Origin of the sequence: Vibrio sp. 03-59-1, from assembly GCF_013114135.1 — a bacterium.
Classification (GTDB): Bacteria; Pseudomonadota; Gammaproteobacteria; order Enterobacterales; family Vibrionaceae; genus Vibrio; species Vibrio cortegadensis.
The window spans coordinates 158875-178581 of record NZ_VTYA01000013.1; the positions used below are offsets into that span (position 1 = coordinate 158875).

The following is a 19707-nucleotide window of genomic DNA, read 5'->3' on the forward strand; positions in this document are numbered from 1 at the left end:
GCCATTGATAGCGTGTATCATTTATAGCATGTTGGTCACGACTCGTTCGAGCTTACAGGCCAGACGATGCTTGGCTATTCTGAATGAGTTCAATCATGTAACCATCAGGGTCTTTAATAAATGCGATGTGAGTTGACCCGCCTTTTACAGGGCCCGCTTCACGAGTGACATTCCCACCCGCCGCCTTAATTGCATCGCAAGTCTTATAAATGTCATCAACACCAATAGCGATATGACCAAATGCACCACCATGATCATACTCAGTTGTGCCCCAGTTATAAGTCAACTCAATCACAGAACCTTGTGACTCGTCTCCATAACCTAGGAAAGCAAGTGTGTATTTATATTCAGTGTTTTCATTTTTACGCAGTAGAGTCATACCCATTACATTGGTGTAAAACTCAATAGATTTGTCTAAATCACCCACACGAAACATTGTGTGAAGAATACGACCGTTTGACATGATTTGCTCCTAGCAATTGTATTTGAAATCGTTTCTCAATTTTTTAGCGCCTTTCTATACGTCAGTTTTCTCTTTAAACTCACATAAATCTTCGATAAGGCAACTGCCACAGCGAGGTTTTCTGGCTATACAAGTATAACGTCCATGAAGAATTAACCAGTGATGAACATCAAGCTTGAACTCTTTCGGTACGACGTTAAGTAACTTGGCTTCAACATCATCCACTGTTTTACCCATAGCAAACTTGGTGCGGTTAGACACACGGTAAATGTGGGTGTCAACGGCAATGGTCGGCCAACCAAAGGCGGTATTAAGTACAACGTTTGCAGTTTTTCTTCCCACACCAGGTAAAGCTTCCAGTGCTTCACGGTTCTCAGGAATTTCGCCATTATGCTTATCTAACAATAGGCGACAGGTTTTGATGACATTCTCAGCTTTGGAGTTAAAAAGCCCAATCGTCTTTATATACTCTTTGACTCCATCGACACCTAAGTCGAATATCGCTTGAGGAGTATTGGCAACCGGATATAGCTTATCTGTTGCTTTGTTGACACTCACATCGGTTGCTTGAGCGGAAAGAAGAACGGCAATCAAAAGTTCAAAAGGGCTGTTCCAGTTGAGTTCTGTTTCTGGCTTCGGGTTATTTTCTCGAAGCCGTTTGAGTATTTCAAGGCGTTTTGTCTTGTTCATGTTGGCTGCTTCTAGAGTATTGTTTTATTTATATTTATTATCGTTAATTCGTTTTAGGTTCGATTGAGAACAGCTTTAGCTTGTCACGCGTGCACGTTCAATCGTCGCTTTTTCTGCTTTTGGCTGTTTAGATTTGTTTCTTGCATCGATGACATTTTTTAAGGCAATGAGGAAACCGACGCCAATGAATGCTCCTGGCGGGAGAAGTGCGAGAAGGAAGCTGCTGTCAAAATGGAATACCTCAATTCGAAGTGATGCGGCCCAATCACCAAGTAGCAAATCAGCACCATCAAATAGCGTTCCGTTGCCGATGAGTTCTCGCATTGCACCGAGCAGAACGAGAACGGATGTCATGCCTAGTCCCATCCAAAAACCATCTTGGGCTGAAGGTAGAACGGCATTTTTTGACGCAAAGGCTTCTGCTCGGCCAATAATAATGCAATTGGTGACAATCAGAGGGATGAAAATACCAAGTGATAGATATAAGCCATACGCATAGGCGTTCATCAGTAGTTGAACACAAGTGACTAAAGAAGCGATGATCATGACAAAAACTGGAATTCGGACCTCTTTAGGTACGTAATCTCGAACTAATGAGACAATAACATTTGAACCCACTAGAACGAGCAGGGTAGCAATACCTAGCCCAAGAGCATTCGTTACTGTGGATGAAACCGCAAGCAGAGGGCATAGGCCAAGCAACTGAACTAAGGCTGGGTTATTGTCCCATAAACCGTTTTTGATCAGGGTTTTATGATCACTCATCGCTGCCTCCACAGTTAAATGCTTGGTTATATAAAGTATGACTATTTTTGTTTACGTAAGAGACGGTATCTTTAACTGACCCTACAACGGCTCTTGGCGTGATTGTTGCCCCAGTAAATTGATCAAACTGTCCGCCATCTTTCCTTACTTTCCAATCAGATTCATTCTGCTCAGTCAGTTTTTTCCCGGTAAAGCCTAATATCCAGTCCGATACGCGTAGATCGACTTTATCACCTAAGCCGGGAGTTTCCTGATGCGATAAGACTCGTGTCCCAGTAATGCTGCCATCTGCCTTAATGCCAACAATCAGTTTTATAGCACCGTTATATCCGTTAGGGGCAATGGCTTCTATTGCAATAGCGCTCGGCTTGCCATTCAGAGTCGCAATATAAGCGGGCATTGATTGGTTCGTCCCTAAGGCAGGATCGTTTACTAGTGTACATGAACGATACAGTTCATTGTCATGAAGCGCCGGAGGGATCACTTGGTTGAGAACCGATAATAGTTGCGCTTCTTCCTGCTGTTGAATGGCATCTTTAGTTAGATACTGGGTGACAGCGACCAAACCTGTTGATGCGCAGGCAAAGATCGCAAGTGTCAGACCGTTTTTTTTAATCGCGGTTAGCATATGATTCCTTAATGCCCGTATGTTCTAGGTTTTGTGTAGTAATCAATAAGAGGCACGCACATATTGGCTAAAAGTACAGCAAAGGCGACGCCATCAGGAAAACCGCCCCAACTACGAATGATGAAGACCAAAGCACCAATGAAAGTGCCATAAATGAGCCTACCCTTAATTGTTGTCGAAGCTGATACTGGATCGGTAGCGATAAAAAATGCTCCAAGCATGGTTGCTCCCGATAGTAGATGTAAAATAGGCGATGCCGTTTCTCCTGGCGTAAGTAGCATAAATAAGCCACTGGTAAACACTAGACCACCTATAAATGCGGCAGGGATATGCCATTGAACCACTCTAAGTTTTATCAAGGCTAACCCACCAACTAAGTACGCTAGGTTAACCCATTCCCATCCTATTCCAGCGATGCCGCTAAATTGTGGTTGCGCCAGTGCTTCACTTGTTGTGTTCCCAGCATGAAGTGCCGTTTTAAAGGCATCCAATGGTGTTGCCATAGTGACGCCATCAATCCCTACTCGGATCTGTTGCAGAGATAATCCTTCAGTATTAAAACCACTGAATATCAATGAAAAAGCGTTATTAAATGACATGCTATCAGCGACTAATTGGTCGGGAGCAATCCAACTCGTCATTTGAACTGGGAATGATATCAATAAAACCACATAAGCCACCATTGCGGGGTTAAATGGGTTTTGACCAATTCCACCGTACAAATGTTTTGCAATTACGATGGCAAAAAACAGACCGATAACGATAATCCACCAAGGTGAAAGGGGAGGAATTGCAACGGCAAGTAACCATGCAGTGACTAAGGCACTGTTGTCTCTTAATGAGGAGAGCGGAGATCGTTTTCGAAGTAGCATTACTCCTGCTTCTAGGGTAACAGCGACAGCAATTGCAAGAACCAGTTGAATTAGGGTTCCCCATCCAAAAAAGTAGGTTTGAGCAATTAATCCCGGTAGTGCGCAAATTGCAACCCACTTCATCAAATCGGGTGTGCTACGACGGCTATGCGCGTGTGGCGAGCTGGCAATAAAAAAGGCCATTACTCATTCTCCTCGTTATCTTGTATCTGTTTTGCTTTACGTGCTTTGGCGCGAGCAATGGCTGCGGCGACGGCGGCTTTTTTCGGGTCAACTGCTGGTGTTTGTTCCGTGGTTTCAAGTTCCACTATATCCGCCAGTAAGTTTTTCGTTTTAGATGTTTCTTGAATCGTATCGACATCAGTGTCCAATGTCGGTGTCATTTCCGTATTGTCCGATTGTGCTTTGCGCGCTTTCGCTCGTGCAATGGCTGCGGCGACGGCGGCTTTTTTCGGGTCAACTGCTGGTGGTTGATCTGCGATTTCAAGTTCGACTAAATCTGCCAGTAAATCTTTCTTTTGTGGCGTTTCGGATTCCGATTGTTTTGCTTTACGGGCTTTAGCGCGAGCGATGGCGGCGGCAACGGCGGCTTTTTTAGGGTCTGCGGTTGGCGTTTGCTCTGTGCTTTCGACGGCTAGCTCATCACTTGCTTGAACGGTTTCAGCAGCGTTAACGGTTTCCGATTCCGCTTGTTTCGCTTTACGGGCTTTAGCGCGAGCGATGGCTGCGGCAACGGCGGCTTTTTTAGGATCTGCGGCTGGCGCTTGTTCTGCGCTTTCGACTACTAGCTCATCACTTGCTTGAACGGTTTCAGCAGCGTCAACAGTTTCCAATTCTGCTTGCTTCGCTTTACGGGCTTTAGCGCGAGCGATGGCAGCAGCTACAGCGTCTTTTTTAGGATCTGCGGCTGGCGTTTGCTCTGTGCTTTCGGCGGCTAGCTCATCACTTGCTTGAACGGTTTCAGCAGCGTCAACGGTTTCCGATTTCGTTTGTTTCACCTTACGGGCTTTAGCGCGAGCGATGGCGGCGGCAACAGCTGCTTTTTTAGGATCTGCGGCTGGCGCTTGCTCTGCGCTTTCGACGGCTAGATCATCACTTGCTTGAACGGTTTCAGCAGCGTCAACGGTTTCCGATTCCGCTTGTTTCGCTTTACGGGCTTTAGCGCGGGCGATGGCAGCAGCTACAGCATCTTTCTTGCTTGGAGCTTCGGAGTTGTCAGCGGTGACTTCCTTATTTGCTTTCTTCTCTCTTGCCTGACGTTTACGCTCTTCACGCAATTTCATCATCTCTGAATTATCAGGTTCAGATTTACCGTCATTCTGTGCTGCAGCTTGTTTTGCTTTTGCACGAGCGATTGCCGCAGCAACCGCAGGTTTAACGGCTTTTTCTGGCTGAGCAGTTGGCGTTGATTGCTGAGCTTTAACACGAGCAATTGCAGCTGCAATAGCATCATCACCGCCCGTTTTTTTCATCTCTTGGCGACGGTTATCGGCTGCTTTTTTAAATCGGTTTTCTCGTTCTGCTTTATCTCGTTCAAGACGTGCGTTTTTCTCTTCAAAACGAATTCGAGCTCTTTCGGCAGAATCCGCTTCTTGTTTACGAGTCTTTATTTCCGATTTCGCTTGTCGGTAGTATTGCACTAGCGGTATTTCACTCGGGCAAACAAAGGCACAAGCGCCACACTCAATACAATCTTTTAAATTGAGTTCTTCACATTTGTCGTACTCTTCGGCTCTTGCATGCCACTGGAGTTGCTGAGGCAATAAAGAGGCAGGACAAGCTTCCGCACATTGGCTGCATCGAATACACGCCATTTCATGACGATTTGGTGCAATCTCTTTACGAGTTGGAGCTAAAATACAGTTGGTCGTTTTAGTGATTGGTACGATCGCATGAGGGAGAGTGAATCCCATCATCGGCCCGCCCATGATTAAGCGTGGGAATTTTTTATCTGCGCTATAGCCAAACTCATTAAGCAAATCCTGAACAGGTGTGCCAATAAGCGCCCATACATTGCGCTCTTGCTTAAATGTTTTTCCGGTGAGTGTGATGACTCGCTTTATCAGCGGCTCCCCATCAACAACGGCACGTTTTATTGCGTGCAGTGATCCAACGTTTTGAACCAAAATACCAATGTCTGCCGGAATGCTACCTACAGGTACTTCTTTGTTAGTGAGGATCTTAATCAGCTGCTTTTCACCACCAGAAGGGTACTTCGTTGGAATCACACGAATAACAATATTTTTGTTAATCGCTGCAATTTCTAGCGCTTTAACCGCTTCAGGTTTGTTGTCTTCAATACCAATAATGGTGAGTTCAGGCTTAAGAATCTGCTCAACAATTTCGATACCTTGGATAAGTTCGTCGGCATGCTCTTGCATCAATTTATCATCAGCAGTGATGTAAGGTTCACATTCAGCAGCATTGATGATCAGAATGTTGGTTTTCGCCAATCCAGATTGAATTTTCTTTGCTGTTGGGAACCCTGCGCCACCCATACCGGAAACACCCGCTTGTCGAATGATCTCAATTAGCTGTTCAGAAGGGAGTTGTGAAAAATCGGGATGAGTCCTTCTCTCAACCCACTCCTCTTTATTGTCTGGTTTGATTACGATACAAAGCTCGGATAAACCAGAAGGATGAGCGGTGGTTCTTGGTTCAATAGCGGTGATCGTGCCAGATGTTGGAGCGTGAACAGGCAGCATAAAACTCATGGTGTATTTTGTTAAGGCTTGCCCTTTAAGTACTCGGTCGCCCACACTAACAATTAAGTCACCCGCTTTACCTATATGCTGCTTAACCGGTAAAACTAGCTCGCTCGGTGTTGAAGCATTTGAAATAGCGTGTTGATTTGATTGCTTTTTATTTTCGGCAGGATGAACGCCACCGGGAAAGTCCCACAGTGCGCCAGTACGAATTTGTTCAATTAATGACAACATACCAATCCTTATGCTTGAGAGTGTGGCGGCTGAGAGCTACCTACATCTGAGTTGGTAATATCAACAACAGGAATCGTGTTCATTTGCCATTTCCAATTTTCAGTTGTTGTTTCAAGTGGGATCATCTCGATACAGTCAGTAGGACAAGGTGCTACACAGAGATCGCAACCTGTACATTCATCTTTTATCACGGTATGAAGCGCTTTAGTGCCTCCGACAATAGCATCGACAGGACAAGCTTGGATGCATTTAGTGCAGCCAATGCACATATCTTCGTGGATGAAGGCGACCGTTTTGATGTTGTTTGTTAAGTCGTGGGCGGAGTCTTCTGCTTCTACACCCATTAGGTCAGCGAGCTTTTCAATGGTGGCTTGACCGCCGGGAGGGCATTTATTGATCTTGTCACCATTGGCGATCGCTTCAGCATACGGACGACAACCAGGGTAGCCACACTGACCACATTGAGTTTGCGGAAGAATGGAATCTATTTGGTCGACAATTGGGTCGGCTTCCACTTTGAAGCGGATAGATGCAAAACCAAGAATGACACCAAAAACGGCGGCAAGAACAACCAAGGCAAGTATTGCGATTAGAATGCTATTCATTACAACTTCACCAAACCAGTAAAGCCCATAAATGCCAGAGACATTAACCCTGCGGTGATCATTGCAATTGACGCGCCTTTAAATGGGGCGGGAACATCAGCCGCAGAAATTCGTTCACGCATTGATGCGAATAGGATAAGAACCAGAGAGAAACCTACCGCAGCACCAAAGCCATAAATAATGGATTGAATAAAGTTGTGGTTTTCATTCACGTTCAGCAACGCTACCCCTAAAACCGCACAGTTAGTGGTGATGAGGGGTAAGAATATACCCAATAAACGATAGAGAGTAGGACTCGTTTTGTGAACTACCATCTCGGTGAACTGCACCACAACAGCGATCACGAGGATAAAGCTCATGGTTCGTAAGTATTCGATTCCTAATGGAGCAAGAATATAGCTTTCAACGAGATATGAGCATACCGATGCCAGAGTTAGCACAAACGTAGTGGCAAGGCCCATACCTATTGCGGTCTCTAATTTCTTAGAAACTCCCATAAATGGACATAACCCTAAAAACTTCACTAGTACAAAGTTGTTTACCAGCACTGTGCCGACTAACAACAAAAAATATTCGGTCATAATAATTTTAGTCTGAAATTCCGATCCCAATATTATCCTGCTTTGCGAGTTTAATAACAACCAAGTAAAGCTAAGGTTTTATATAGATGATGGAAAATTAGTCGCAAAATCATGGAAATCGGTGGTGAGAATGAAATGCCGCAGCTTAGAACGCAAAAAGCCGTATCCTAAGATACGGCTTCTTTAAAATTGGCTCCCCCTGCAAGACTTGAACTTGCGACATACGGATTAACAGTCCGCCGTTCTACCAACTGAACTAAGGGGGAATTGCTTGAAAGCGGGGCGAATATTAACGACAGATTTAATGCCTGTCAATAGAAAATTAGCGATAAAATTAAAATTATTTATTGAAAAAAAACTTTACTTTTTCGTAGCCCTTACTGGCTTTGGGCTTGGTTTACTTATCCACCAAATTTGTGGATAAGTGTGTTAGTTAAAGTTTGATAACTGTTTTGGACATAATAAAGGAAAGTAACAGCAAAACAGTATTACCATTAACTTATTGATTTTAAGGTATTTTGTTTGGATTGGTGTTTTATCTATTTTTTAGAATAAATAAAATTGGGGATAACATTGGTATTATTGGGGAAAAGTCGTGGATGAAAAAATTTGAGAAAAGTACGAATAAAACCTGATGGGGCGAAGATAATAGCAAATATAAAAAACAGAATCTAGCGCTATTTCTAACCATTGTTGTCCATTTTTTTAAAGGTTTAAGTTGCATCTATGTGTGACCTATGGCGACAATGTCACTCTCCGGATTTGAGCAGCAATAGGTAGAGACAAACATGAGCAAAGTTTTTGATTTGGTATCTGAATACAAACCTTCAGGGGACCAGCCAACAGCGATAAAACAGCTATTAGAAGGGCTAGATAACGGTCTCGCTCATCAAACATTGTTAGGCGTTACTGGATCAGGCAAAACATTTACTCTTGCAAATGTGATTGCAGAAGCGCAACGACCTGCGATCATTCTGGCACCAAATAAAACGTTAGCCGCTCAGTTATACGGGGAGATGAAATCATTTTTCCCTAATAATGCTGTGGAATATTTTGTCTCATACTACGATTACTACCAACCAGAAGCTTATGTGCCAACCACTGATACCTTTATTGAGAAAGACGCAGCAGTTAATAAACACATCGAGCAGATGCGACTGTCAGCAACAAAAGCACTACTAGAAAGAAAGGATGCGATTATTGTTGCGTCGGTTTCTGCAATTTATGGTCTTGGTGATCCTGACTCCTATTTGAAAATGATGCTGCATATACGCAGGGGCGATATCTTAGATCAGCGTGATATTTTACGTCGCTTGGCTGAATTGCAGTATTCTCGAAATGACATGACATTTGAACGGGGTCAGTTCCGAGTCCGTGGCGAAGTTATTGATGTATTCCCTGCTGAATCTGAACAAGATGCGGTTCGAATCGAGATGTTTGATGACGAAATTGATTGTATTAGTATTTTTGACCCATTGACGGGGGCTGTGAAGCAGCGAGATCTACCACGTTATACTATCTATCCTAAAACTCACTATGTCACTCCGAGAGAGAAAATACTTGAAGCCATAGAGAAAATCCGCAAAGAGCTCGAAGAGCGTCAAAGCTACCTGAAAGAGAATAATAAGCTGGTGGAAGAGCAACGGATCTCGCAGCGAACTCTGTTTGATCTTGAGATGATGAATGAACTCGGTTTCTGCTCAGGCATCGAAAACTATTCTCGTTATTTGAGTGGACGTAAAGAGGGTGAAGCACCACCAACACTGTTTGATTACCTTCCTAGGGATGGGCTGCTTGTCATCGATGAATCTCACGTTACTGTTCCGCAAATTGGTGCCATGTATAAAGGTGACCGTTCACGTAAAGAGACCTTGGTAGAGTTTGGCTTTCGGTTACCGTCAGCGCTAGACAATCGTCCAATGATGTTTGATGAGTTTGAATCCATTGCCCCGCAAGCCATATTTGTGTCGGCAACTCCAGGCAATTATGAATTAGACAAATCAGGCGATGACATTGCAGATCAGGTCGTACGTCCGACAGGGTTGCTCGATCCAGAGATCGAAGTTCGTCCGGTTGCTACGCAGGTCGATGATTTACTTTCTGAAATTCGCATACGATCCGCGAAAGGTGAGCGAGTTTTGGTTACCACACTCACAAAGCGTATGTCAGAAGATCTCACCGAGTACTTACATGAGCATGATGTCAAAGTTCGCTATTTACATTCTGATATTGATACCGTAGAGCGGGTTGAAATTATTCGAGACTTAAGACTAGGCGAGTTTGACGTGTTAGTAGGCATTAATTTACTCAGAGAAGGGTTAGACATGCCTGAGGTGTCCTTAGTGGCAATCTTGGATGCCGATAAGGAGGGTTTTTTACGTTCCGAACGATCTCTCATCCAAACGATTGGACGTGCGGCACGAAATCTAGAGGGTAAAGCAATTTTATATGGTGACAGAATCACCAAGTCGATGAAAAAAGCGATTGATGAAACCGGAAGACGCCGTATAAAGCAGCAACAATACAATGAAGAGCAGGGAATTGTGCCACAAGCTCTCAAACGTAATATTAAAGATATTATGGAGCTGGGGGATATTACCAAGTCAAGAAAACAGCGTGAATCGAAGCAAGTACCGCTATCTAAAGTGGCCGAGTCTTCCGCTGCGTATGAGGTGCTTTCGCCGCAGCAACTCGATAAAGCGATCAGTAAACTTGAAGGTGAAATGTACCAGCATGCGCAGAATTTAGAATTTGAACTAGCAGCGGCTAAACGTGATGAAATAGAGAAATTAAGGGCCCAGTTTATAGCAAATAGCTAACCTTCAATGTTGGGGTTATGCTCGCGGAATTGAAACAAAAAAATAGCCAGTAGAAAGATTCTGCTGGCTGTAATTTGTGAAGAATAACTTCACTAACAACGTCAGTTGGCTAGGTGACCCTAAGGCCATTTTTATATTTGCATACGGCATGCCAACAATAATTCCATACAAAACGTATGGTTAGAACATTTAGTTGGTTGTACACATTGTTATATTTGCATAATGCAACTCGTAATGCGATTATTAAACAAAATGCAATAATAAAATGGCTAGGTTATGCAACAAACTCCCGAAACTCAGAAATCTAAGTATTTACTGATGGTCGAAGATACGGCCTCCGTTGCGGCGCTGTATCGCTCTTATCTAACCCCTTTGGGTATTGATATTAATATTGTTGGCACTGGGCGGGATGCTATCAATAGCTTAAACCACCGCACGCCTGATCTTATTCTACTCGATTTACGTTTACCCGATATGACAGGTATGGACGTACTCTTCGCAGTGAAACAATCTTATCCTGATGTTCCGGTTATTTTTATGACTGCACATGGTTCAATTGATACTGCTGTTGAAGCGATGCGCCATGGGTCTCAAGACTTTTTAATTAAACCTTGTGAGGCGGATCGGTTAAGAGTCACCGTTAATAATGCGATTCGTAAAGCGACGAAATTAAAGAACGAATCGGAAAACCCTCATAATCAAAATTACCAAGGTTTTATCGGCAGTAGCCAAACAATGCAGGCGGTATACCGCACCATTGATTCCGCCGCTAGCAGTAAAGCCAGTATTTTCATCACAGGTGAAAGTGGTACGGGTAAAGAGGTGTGTGCAGAAGCGATTCATGCCGCAAGCAAACGTGGTGATAAACCATTCATTGCGATTAACTGTGCTGCGATACCTAAAGATTTGATTGAAAGTGAACTGTTTGGGCATGTTAAAGGTGCATTTACTGGCGCGGCAACTGATCGACAAGGTGCGGCGGAGCTAGCCGATGGTGGAACGCTTTTTCTCGATGAATTGTGCGAGATGGATTTGGATCTTCAAACCAAATTATTACGCTTTATTCAGACAGGCACTTTCCAGAAAGTAGGTTCGTCTAAGATGAAGAGTGTGGATGTACGTTTTGTATGTGCCACCAACCGAGATCCTTGGAAAGAAGTTCAAGAAGGCCGCTTCAGAGAAGATTTATACTATCGTCTGTATGTTATTCCGCTTCATCTGCCACCACTGCGTGAAAGAGGGGAGGATGTCATTGAAATTGCCTACTCATTGCTTGGTTTTATGTCTTTCGAAGAGGGTAAAGGCTTTGTTCGCTTCGCGCCTGAGGTTCTCGACCGATTTAATCAATATGAATGGCCAGGAAATGTACGTCAGCTACAGAATGTTCTGAGAAACGTGGTGGTTCTTAATCATGGTAAAGAGATCACTCTCAATATGTTGCCTCCGCCACTTAATCGCCCGATTGAAAATCAGATGTCACTAGAGAAAAAACGCCGAGAAGAGATCTCCGTACAGGATATTTTTCCATTATGGTTGACGGAAAAAACAGCGATTGAGCAAGCGATTAAAGCGTGTGATGGCAATATTCCAAGAGCGGCAGGCTATTTGGATGTGAGTCCTTCTACACTTTATCGGAAGCTTCAGAATTGGAATAATAAAGAGCAGCAAAGTACTTAATATGAATATTTTAAATCAAGATAAAATCAACGATTTGGCTCGAGATATTGGTGAAGAGAATGTCCCGGTTCTACTCGATATATTTTTAGGCGAATTAAGCTCTTACATTGAAACCTTAACAAGCAGTGATGACGCTAAAGCGATGACTAATCTTGCAGAAATCAGCCATGCCTTAAAAAGTAGTGCAGCAAGTTTTGGTGCGGAAAAATTATGCGCGTATGCGGTAGAAGTGGATAATAAGGTTAAACTGAATCAGCAGATTGATGCCGATATTGATCTCATGGCAATGGTTGAGTTACTTCAAGAAACAAGAGTGAAATATCTAGGCTTAGTCAGCCAGTAGTCATTCACTCTTTTTATTTCATTACGGTGTTGGATTAATGGTCGCGCCGTTTAATGACCGCAACTTATTATAGTAGTTGTGATTCAATGGCTTGTTGTAGTTTCTCTCGATCGTGACGCCAATCGCGGTTGGGAGAGGCTAATTCTGTCGTTACGCAGTTCCAATCTTGTTCTAGCTCAGGATGCGGTGTGTCGCCTAAGATAGCGTCAACCTTACGTGCCTGACATGAACGTTCGCACCACTCGATTTTTTGTTTCAGCGACATCCGCCCAGCAGGACCATATTCTGGTGATAGGTTCTCAACAAATATCAATTTTGCGTTTAAATTTTGAGCGATTGCTTTCCCTATCTCGGGCAGGAGGAGTGGAGGCATAATACTGGTTAAGAAACTACCAGGGCCCAGAATGATGCAGTCGGCTTCAAGGATGGCAGAAACCGCTTCTTTCGTTGCCGGTACTTCTGGTGATAAATCTAAGCGGCGTAGATCTTGTTCCATTTCATCAACGTTCGTTTCTCCGGTTACCCACTGTCCTTCAAGAGATAGTGCAGTAAGGTCAGAAGGGTGTTCGGACATTGGAACAATATTTAGATCAACACCAAGCATATTTCGAATAAGATTGATGGCCTCTAAAGGGCGTACCGACAAGTTATCCAGTGCAGTTAGCATCAGATTACCAAGATTATGCCCATCAAGTTCACCTGTGCCTTTGAATCGGTATTCAAACATCATCGAGCTGATAGAGGGTTCGGTAATTAACTGGTTGATGCAGTTGCGAGTGTCTCCCCAAGCTATGCCTCCTTGGCAGTGACGAATACGACCCGTTGAACCGCCATTATCAGTGGTAGTGACAATACCTGTTGCATTGGAACCAAAATCTTTAAGCGCCGCTAACATTCGCCCCAATCCATGTCCTCCACCGATTGCGACCACTTTCTTTGATGAATATAAATTCATTCTTTTCTTCTTCATTTTATTCATAACCAACTACAATTTAGAATATTTCGTTAATCTCTAATACTCAATAGGGAGTAAATTGAGGGATCAGCAAGGTTTTTTCAAGTTAAGGCTAGATTCACAAATAGATTTTAAGTATTTTACCCCATAGCTGCTATTGAACTGTCAAAGTTATTAATAGCTGCCATAACTCCGAGCTCTAATGGCTAAGTTATAAATGCACATCCGTTAATCGTAAAGTGTTTTTATGATAAGCCACTTGAGCCAGTGACATGTTGTCACAAGGGCTGAATTGGAAATGATTCTGCCTCCCGTATTTGGAAAGGTGTTCCGTGGCACAACAATTCGAAGATAAATTCCAACGCAAATTTTATTATTTGCGCTTGTCGGTTACTGATGTTTGTAACTTTAAGTGTACCTACTGTCTACCTGATGGCTACCAGCCTTCGGGGCAGAAAAACTCGTCTTTTTTAGCGCTACCTGAAATCAAAAGGGTGGTTAAAGCTTTCGCTGACTGTGGCACTTCTAAAGTGCGAATCACAGGTGGTGAACCAAGTCTGCGTAAAGACTTCCTCGATATTATCCAAACTGTAGCGAGTACTTCAGGTGTTCAGAAAGTTGCAACCACGACTAATGGATACCGGATGGAAAAGCAGGTTGCTGACTGGCGTGATGCGGGTTTGACGCATATTAATGTCAGTGTTGATAGTTTAGACCCTCGTATGTTTCATCAGATCACCGGTGAAAATAAATACAAAGAGGTTATGTCTGGAATTGACCGCGCATTTGAAGTTGGTTACGAGCAAGTTAAAGTCAATGTCGTGCTGATGAAAGATTTAAACAGTCACGAACTTCCTGCATTTTTAAACTGGATTAAACATCGCCCAATTCAGCTACGTTTCATTGAATTAATGCAAACGGGCGAAATGGATGAGCTATTTAATAAGCATCATGTATCGGGTGTCGCGATTCGTAACCAGCTTATTGCGAATGGGTGGATTTTGAAAGCTCGCTCTCACAACGATGGACCAGCGCAAGTTTTCGTTCATGCTGACTACCAAGGTGAGATCGGCCTGATCATGCCGTACGAGAAAAATTTCTGTGAGAGTTGTAATCGCTTGAGAATTTCAGCGAAAGGAAAACTCCACCTATGCTTATTTGGTGATCATGGTGTCGAGCTTCGAGATCTCTTGCAGCAGGACAATCAAGAAGCGGAACTTATTGAGCGTATTCAAGCTCAGCTGCAAACGAAATCCGTAAGCCACTTTTTGCAAGATGGAAATACTGGAATGACACCACATCTAGCCTCTATTGGCGGCTAAACTCCAAAATTAGACGAATAAAATTATGCACGGCTGAGCATAGTCAGCGGTGCACATACTCCAAACAAATTAAAAAAGGTGAGCAAATGGGTCACGCTGAAAGTAAATTCGAACCGGCAAATATCGCAGTACTAACCGTTTCAGATACACGTACAGAAGAAAATGACACATCAGGTGGTTACTTAGCTGAGCAGTTGCAAGAAGCGGGTCATAATCTAGCAGACAAAAAAATTGTAATTGATGACATGTATAAGATTCGTGCGGTTGTATCGAATTGGATTGCAGACGAAAAAATTCAAGCGGTAATGATTACTGGTGGTACTGGTTTCACTTCTCGTGACAGCACGCCTGAAGCATTGGTCCCTCTATTTGATAAACAGGTAGAAGGTTTTGGTGAACTATTCCGTACTGTTTCGTACGAAGAGATCGGTACATCAACGATTCAATCTCGTGCAATCGCTGGCTTTGCTAACCATACTGTTATTTTCGCAATGCCAGGCTCAACGGGTGCATGTCGCACTGCTTGGACGAAGATCATCAAACAGCAAATGGATGCAAGTCATCGCCCTTGTAACTTTATGCCGCATCTATCTGTTTAAGTCGTTGCGCTAAGTTTTTACTAAGGAAATAGTGATGAACCAATTTACTCATATTAACGCTTCTGGTGAGGCGAATATGGTGGATGTATCTGCAAAATCTGAGACCGTTCGAGAGGCAAGAGCGGAAGCTTTTGTTCATATGGCACCAGAAACATTGCAGTTAATTGTCTCCGGCCAACACCACAAGGGTGATGTGTTTGCCACTGCTCGTATTGCTGGAATTCAAGCGGCGAAGAAAACATGGGATCTAATTCCTCTTTGCCACCCTCTTTTGTTGTCAAAAGTAGAAGTGCAGCTTGAAGCTATTGAAGCAGAAAATAAAGTTCGCATTGAATCTGTCTGTAAATTGGCAGGTAAAACAGGTGTTGAAATGGAAGCGTTAACGGCTGCTTCAGTTGCTGCTCTAACGATCTATGACATGTGTAAAGCGGTGCAGAAAGATATGATCATTGACGGTGTTCGTCTGTTGGAAAAGACTGGCGGAAAATCGGGACACTTTAAGGTGGATGCATGATTAAAGTTTTGTTTTTTGCGCAAACCCGTGAACTTATCGGTATCGATGAATTGACTCTAGAAGAGGAATTCTCGACAGTTGAACAGCTTCGTGCACACTTGTTTGCTCAACAAGGCAAATGGGAGTTAGCGTTAGAACCTGGTAAATTGCTGGCAGCAGTAAACCAAGCGATAGTGCCGTTGGAATCTGAAATTAAAAGTGGTGATGAAGTCGCTTTTTTCCCACCGGTTACCGGGGGGTAATGATGGATCCACGTGTTTCAGTTCAATATGATGATTTTTCGATTGCTGATGAGTACGAAATACTGGCAAAAGGAACAGCTGCAGGCGCGGTTGTAACTTTTGTGGGTAAAGTCCGCGATATGAATTTAGGTGATGATGTTATCGGATTACGTTTGGAACATTATCCTGGCATGACAGAAAAATCACTTGCTGATATCTGTGACCAAGCGGAGGCTCGCTGGCCACTGCTTGGAGTTCGAGTGATTCATCGAGTCGGTGATTTAGATATTGGCGATCAAATTGTCTATGTTGGTGTTTCTAGTGCTCATCGAGGTGCTTCATTTGAAGCGTGTGAATTTATTATGGATTACTTAAAAACAAGTGCTCCATTTTGGAAAAAAGAGCGAACCACACAAGAAAGTCGTTGGGTAGAATCGCGAGAATCAGATGCAAAAGCGGCTGAGCGTTGGAAAACCTAGCGATAAAAACATCCAGATGAAAGAATATCAAGAAACCAGCCCTAGGCTGGTTTTTTTTGCTTTATATAAGCGGCAATAACATTTTAAATTCTATAAATTTAACATTTTTTCGCAATTTCTCAGGAGCAAGTGCTTATCACTGGTGTTTATTAGGAACGGTGATAACCCTCACAAATGAAGGTGTTTATTAGTATAAATGTTACTTTTGATTAGACCTGTCGTGTGGAAAATGTTAATTTTCCGTATCAAATCTAGCATAAGATGCTGCAAAAATGCATCAATCTAGATGTAGTGATACTAAAGTCTGTTTTTTGAAAGATATTGTTAGTATTTAAACTGGCACATTAATTTTTTTCAGTTATTTACACTATATATACGCTTAATCTGTAGTTGTTTAGCGTTTTCTTGCCATATTCAATGGCAAAATAGTCCAATGATTGATAGTGTGTGCTGCAATCTTAGTAAGTTTTTAGATTTTTATGCTTAGGAATTGAGCTAAATAAATCTAAATCACTATCCGTTTATGTGAGCTTACCAAGATGTCATGGATGCAAAATATAAAACTTGGAGTTAAATGCATGTATAAGAATAAAATCACTCAGGCCCTTCTTCTAGGCGCGAGTATGGCAGTTGCTGCCACTTCTACTACGACTTTCGCAGCTGATGTCCCAGCTGGAACTAAACTAGCAAAAGTACAAGAACTCGTCCGTGGTAACGGTACTGAAGTTGCTTCTCTTGACCCTCACAAAACTGAAGGTGTTCCTGAGTCTCACGTTATTCGTGACTTGCTAGAAGGTCTAGTTAACCAAGATGCGAACGGCAAAACAATTCCAGGTGTTGCTGAGCGTTGGGAAACAGAAGATAACAAAAAATTCACGTTCTACCTTCGTAAAGATGCTAAATGGTCAAATGGCGATCCTGTAACGGCTGACGATTTCGTCTACAGCTTCCAACGTGCAGTTGATCCAAACACAGCATCACCTTACTCATGGTACCTAGAAATGACAACGATGGTTAATGCATCGGATATCATTGCAGGGAAAAAAGACAAATCAACTTTAGGTGTTAAAGCAATTGATGCAAATACATTTGAAGTAACACTTGAAAGCCCAGTACCGTACTTCGTAATGATGATGGGTCACACAACAGTTAAGCCTGTACATAAAGCAACTGTTGAAAAGTATGGCGACAAGTGGACGAAACCAGAAAACTTTGTTGGTAACGGTGCATTCACTGTTGGTAACTGGGTTGTGAACGAGCGTATTGAACTTGTTCGTAACGAAAAATACTGGGATAACGCAAATACAGTATTAACAAAAGTAACTTACCTTCCTATCGAAAACCAAGTTGCTGAAATGAACCGTTTCCTATCAGGCGAAATTGACTTTACATCTAGCCTGCCAAACGAGCACTTCCGTCGTCTACAAAAAGAACATTCTGAGTCTGTAGCAATCAAAGGTAACCTTTGTACTTACTACTACAACTTCAATACTCATAAGCCACCATTTGATGACGTTCGTGTACGTAAAGCAATTTCTTACACAATCGATCGTGACATCGTAGCAAATGCGATTCTTGGTCAAGGTCAGAAGCCTGCTTACTTCCTAACGCCTGAGATCGTTGCGAACTTCAGCCCTGAAACTCCAGATTACGGTAAACTAAGCCAGAAAGAGCGTAATGCTAAAGCAAAAGCGCTTCTTGAAGAGGCTGGATACAACAAATCTAACCCGCTTAAATTTACGCTGTTGTACAACACATCTGAAAACCACAAGAAAATTGCTGTAGCAATTGGCTCTATGTGGAAGAAAAACCTAGGTGTGGATGTTGTTCTTGAAAACCAAGAGTGGAAAACATACCTAGAAACTAAGAAGCAGGGCGATTTCGAAGCGGCTCGTGCTGGTTGGTGTGGTGACTACAATGAAGCATCAACATTTACTTCATTAATGGAAGGCAAGAACACAACTGGCGGTATTCACTACAAGAGTGCTGAATACGATAAGCTAACTGCTGATGCAATTCGTGCAACTTCTGAAGAAGAACGTAAAGAGCTTTACTACGCTCAAGAGGCGCTTCTAACGAAAGACATGCCGATTGCTCCTATCTACCAGTACGTAACTGCGCGTCTAGTTAACCCTCATGTAGGTGGCTACGCAGAAAACAACGCTGAAGATAAACTTTACTCTAAAGATATGTACATCATCGCTGAGTAAACGTTACCTATAATAATAAAATTTAATATCAGACTGCATACACAGTAAGTGTATGCAGCCTTTTCCCATATTTAAATTGTCACAGATTGAGTGAGATTATGCTGAAATTCATTTTAAAACGAATGATGGAAGCAATACCCACTATGTTGGTATTGATTACCGTTTCTTTCTTCCTGATGCGCTTTGCTCCAGGTAGCCCTTTTTCGAGCGAAAGAACACTTCCACCCCAAGTAATGGCGAATATTAATGCTAAATACGGCCTTGATAAGCCTGTGTTTGAGCAATACACCACCTATTTAACCAATGTTATCCAAGGTGACTTTGGTCCATCTTTTAAATACAAAGACTTTACCGTAAATGAACTCGTTGCTTCTGCTTTGCCTGTTTCGGCAAAAATCGGTGCAGTAGCCTTCATTTTCGCTCTTATCTTTGGTGTCAGTGTCGGAACGATCGCAGCTCTGCGGCAAAATACCTGGCTTGACTATACGATCATGTCCTCGGCCATGCTCGGGGTGGTTATGCCATCCTTCGTGCTAGCACCTGCGTTGATTTACATGTTTTCGATTAATCTAGGTTGGTTCCCTGCGGGTGGCTGGTTAGATGGGTCAATGAAATACATGATCTTGCCAGTATTAGGTATGTCGATGTTGTATGTTGCCACTTTCGCACGTATCACACGTGGTAGCATGATCGAGACTCTAAACAGTAACTTTATCCGTACCGCAAGAGCGAAAGGCTTGAGCTATTCATACATTGTTGTGAAGCACGCTCTGAAGCCTGCAATGTTGCCAGTTGTTTCTTACATGGGGCCTGCTTTCGTAGGTATCATCACTGGTTCTGTTGTTATCGAAACTATTTTTGGCCTGCCAGGAATTGGTAAGCTATTTGTTAATGCCGCCTTTAACCGTGACTACTCGCTAGTAATGGGAGTGACCATTTTGATTGGTTTCCTCTTCATTGTATTCAACGCTATCGTTGATATTTTACTGGCTTACGTTGATCCAAAAATTCGTTACTAAGGACGG

The 19707-nt window shown here is 42.9% G+C and carries 19 protein-coding genes, 1 tRNA gene and 1 riboswitch; of the genes, 10 read left to right on the forward strand and 10 right to left on the reverse strand.

Annotation, left to right across the window (positions count from 1 at the left end):
• Positions 1-52: 52 nt before the first annotated feature.
• The 9 genes from gloA to F0249_RS14505 form a co-directional block, all read right to left on the reverse strand.
• Positions 53-463 carry a lactoylglutathione lyase gene (gloA, locus tag F0249_RS14465; protein ID WP_171757059.1) on the reverse strand — a complete coding sequence of 137 codons (411 nt, stop codon included), beginning with the start codon at positions 461-463 and terminating at the stop codon, positions 53-55.
• 54 nt (positions 464-517) lie between these two features.
• A complete protein-coding gene (gene nth, locus F0249_RS14470; protein ID WP_017053476.1) occupies positions 518-1153 on the reverse strand; it encodes an endonuclease III in 636 nt (211 codons plus the stop codon).
• Positions 1154-1228: 75 nt separating this feature from the next.
• Positions 1229-1918 (reverse strand): electron transport complex subunit E, encoded by a 690-nt coding sequence (locus F0249_RS14475; RefSeq protein WP_171757060.1) that lies wholly within the window; start codon positions 1916-1918, stop codon positions 1229-1231.
• Positions 1911-2546: an electron transport complex subunit RsxG gene (rsxG, locus tag F0249_RS14480; protein WP_171757061.1), complete on the reverse strand. Its 636-nt coding sequence runs from the start codon at positions 2544-2546 to the stop codon at positions 1911-1913. Before rsxG ends, F0249_RS14475 begins: the two co-directional genes overlap by 8 nt.
• Before the next feature lie 8 nt (positions 2547-2554).
• Complete coding sequence (gene rsxD / locus F0249_RS14485) at positions 2555-3601, reverse strand: electron transport complex subunit RsxD (protein ID WP_171757062.1); 1047 nt, start codon at positions 3599-3601, stop codon at positions 2555-2557.
• On the reverse strand, positions 3601-6357 hold the full coding sequence (gene rsxC, locus F0249_RS14490; protein ID WP_171757063.1) for an electron transport complex subunit RsxC: 2757 nt from the start codon (positions 6355-6357) through the stop codon (positions 3601-3603). Before rsxC ends, rsxD begins: the two co-directional genes overlap by 1 nt.
• An 8-nt stretch (positions 6358-6365) precedes the next feature.
• Positions 6366-6962 (reverse strand): electron transport complex subunit RsxB, encoded by a 597-nt coding sequence (rsxB, locus tag F0249_RS14495; RefSeq protein WP_136994263.1) that lies wholly within the window; start codon positions 6960-6962, stop codon positions 6366-6368.
• Positions 6962-7543, reverse strand: a complete 582-nt coding sequence (rsxA, locus tag F0249_RS14500; RefSeq protein ID WP_017051484.1) for an electron transport complex subunit RsxA — start codon at positions 7541-7543, stop codon at positions 6962-6964. The genes rsxB and rsxA overlap by 1 nt, the downstream gene beginning before the upstream one ends.
• Before the next feature lie 190 nt (positions 7544-7733).
• A tRNA-Asn gene (locus F0249_RS14505) sits at positions 7734-7809 on the reverse strand.
• 522 nt (positions 7810-8331) lie between these two features.
• Here F0249_RS14505 and uvrB point away from each other — a divergent pair.
• The 3 genes from uvrB to luxU all read left to right on the forward strand — a co-directional run bounded on the left by uvrB (position 8332) and on the right by luxU (position 12382).
• Positions 8332-10362, forward strand: a complete 2031-nt coding sequence (gene uvrB / locus F0249_RS14510; RefSeq protein ID WP_017051485.1) for an excinuclease ABC subunit UvrB — start codon at positions 8332-8334, stop codon at positions 10360-10362.
• Between the two features lie 276 nt (positions 10363-10638).
• A complete protein-coding gene (luxO, locus tag F0249_RS14515) occupies positions 10639-12039 on the forward strand; it encodes a quorum-sensing sigma-54 dependent transcriptional regulator LuxO (protein WP_113799964.1) in 1401 nt (466 codons plus the stop codon).
• Between the two features lies 1 nt (position 12040).
• On the forward strand, positions 12041-12382 hold the full coding sequence (gene luxU / locus F0249_RS14520) for a quorum-sensing phosphorelay protein LuxU (protein WP_017051487.1): 342 nt from the start codon (positions 12041-12043) through the stop codon (positions 12380-12382).
• A gap of 67 nt (positions 12383-12449) precedes the next feature.
• On the opposite strand, the gene F0249_RS14525 is transcribed toward luxU, so the two are convergent.
• Positions 12450-13337: a YvcK family protein gene (locus F0249_RS14525; protein ID WP_029203240.1), complete on the reverse strand. Its 888-nt coding sequence runs from the start codon at positions 13335-13337 to the stop codon at positions 12450-12452.
• Positions 13338-13515: 178 nt separating this feature from the next.
• Positions 13516-13681: riboswitch (molybdenum cofactor riboswitch) on the forward strand.
• On the opposite strand from F0249_RS14525, the gene moaA reads away from it, so the two are divergent.
• The 7 genes from moaA to oppB all read left to right on the forward strand — a co-directional run bounded on the left by moaA (position 13670) and on the right by oppB (position 19701).
• Entirely contained in the window at positions 13670-14659 is a 990-nt protein-coding gene (moaA, locus tag F0249_RS14530; protein ID WP_017051489.1) for a GTP 3',8-cyclase MoaA, read from the forward strand. (Overlaps the previous riboswitch by 12 nt.)
• Positions 14660-14745: 86 nt before the next feature.
• Positions 14746-15258 carry a molybdenum cofactor biosynthesis protein B gene (gene moaB, locus F0249_RS14535; RefSeq protein ID WP_017051490.1) on the forward strand — a complete coding sequence of 171 codons (513 nt, stop codon included), beginning with the start codon at positions 14746-14748 and terminating at the stop codon, positions 15256-15258.
• 34 nt (positions 15259-15292) lie between these two features.
• Positions 15293-15772, forward strand: coding sequence for a cyclic pyranopterin monophosphate synthase MoaC (moaC, locus tag F0249_RS14540; RefSeq protein WP_171757064.1), 480 nt, complete (start codon positions 15293-15295; stop codon positions 15770-15772).
• A complete protein-coding gene (moaD, locus tag F0249_RS14545; RefSeq protein WP_113799968.1) occupies positions 15769-16014 on the forward strand; it encodes a molybdopterin synthase sulfur carrier subunit in 246 nt (81 codons plus the stop codon). The genes moaC and moaD overlap by 4 nt, the downstream gene beginning before the upstream one ends.
• 2 nt (positions 16015-16016) lie before the next feature.
• A complete protein-coding gene (gene moaE / locus F0249_RS14550; protein WP_171757070.1) occupies positions 16017-16472 on the forward strand; it encodes a molybdopterin synthase catalytic subunit MoaE in 456 nt (151 codons plus the stop codon).
• Positions 16473-17050: 578 nt separating this feature from the next.
• A complete protein-coding gene (locus F0249_RS14555) occupies positions 17051-18682 on the forward strand; it encodes an ABC transporter substrate-binding protein (protein WP_113799973.1) in 1632 nt (543 codons plus the stop codon).
• A 98-nt stretch (positions 18683-18780) separates the two neighbouring features.
• Positions 18781-19701 (forward strand): oligopeptide ABC transporter permease OppB, encoded by a 921-nt coding sequence (oppB, locus tag F0249_RS14560; protein WP_017051495.1) that lies wholly within the window; start codon positions 18781-18783, stop codon positions 19699-19701.
• Positions 19702-19707 lie beyond the last annotated feature (6 nt).